The following is a 1,282-nucleotide window of genomic DNA, read 5'->3' as shown; positions in this document are numbered from 1 at the left end:
AGAGGTGGATCAGGAAATTTGAACAACACTTATAAGTGATATTTTGCTCCCCAAATGATGTTATAAACATCAATATATGGAGTATTTTATGGCACGTAGACCAAGAAGAAATCATTCAAATGATTTTAAAGCTAAGGTAGCACTTGCTGCGATTAAAGCAGAAAAAACACTTGCTGAATTGAGTGCTGAATTTGATGTTCATCAAAACCAAATTATCGACTGGAAAAATCAACTGATTTCAGCTTCCTCGCAAGCTTTCGATCAATCAAAAGCTCCAACAGAACCACCCATCGATCTAAAAAAACTACATGCAAAAATCGGTGAGCAGGCATTAGAAATTGATTTTTTAGAAGGTGTGTTGAAGAAACTGGGCCGCTTCAACCACAAAAGTTAATCGATGACTCACTTCAGATTTCAGTATCTAAGCAAGCTCAGCTGCTGAAAGTCTCCCGTGGTTGTTATTACTATCGCCCAAAACCTGTGAGTGCATCAGATCTGAAGCTGATGCGGTGTATGGATGAGTTACATATGCAATACCCTTTTGCAGGTAGCCGGATGATGCGTGATTTGTTGAATCGTCAAGGACATCATATAGGACGACGTCATACACGTACTTTAATGAAGAAAATGGGCATTAATGCGTTATATTGCAAACCAAATTTAAGCCAGGCTAATCAAGCTCACCGCAAATATCCATATCTGCTCAAAGGATTGGCTATTCAGCGCAGTAATCAAGTGTGGTCTACGGATATAACGTATATCCCTATGGCAAAAGGCTTTGTTTATTTATGTGCTGTGATTGATTGGCATAGCCGCAAGGTACTTGCGCATAGAGTATCGATTAGTATGGAGGTTACATTTTGCATAGAAACATTAAATGAAGCTATTGAAAAATATGGTCGACCTGAAATATTTAATACAGACCAAGGCAGTCAGTTTACCAGTGATGCATTTATTGATGTATTGAAATCAAATGGCATTCAAATCAGTATGGATGGTAAAGGTCGATGGGTTGATAATGTGATGGTTGAACGATTATGGCGGAGCGTTAAATATGAAGAGGTGTATCTCAAAGCCTACAGCAATGTTTTGGATGCGAAGAAGCAATTAAACGCATATTTTGAATTTTATAATTTGAAACGACCTCATTCGAGTCTGGACAAAATGACTCCAGATGAGTTTTACTATGACCAGCTACCACAACAAAATAAGGTAGCTTAACTAGAGCAGAGTATCACTTATAAATAAGCTTTTAGTTGTTCAAACATGTGGGACCACCTCT

The 1,282-nt window shown here is 38.1% G+C and carries 1 protein-coding gene; it reads left to right on the top strand.

The features are described from left to right. Positions 1–88 precede the first annotated feature (88 nt). Positions 89–1,221 (top strand): IS3 family transposase gene (locus HLH16_RS08235; protein WP_223235881.1). Its coding sequence is split into 2 segments (ribosomal slippage): positions 89–341 and positions 341–1,221, totalling 1,134 coding nucleotides; the frame shifts between segments, so codons are not numbered across the junction. The last annotated feature ends 61 nt before the right edge of the window (positions 1,222–1,282 follow it).

The organism is Acinetobacter sp. ANC 5378, from assembly GCF_013004315.1.
Classification (GTDB): Bacteria; Pseudomonadota; Gammaproteobacteria; order Pseudomonadales; family Moraxellaceae; genus Acinetobacter.
Note: the sequence above shows the minus strand (reverse complement) of the source record. Positions and strands in the feature narration are given on the sequence as shown.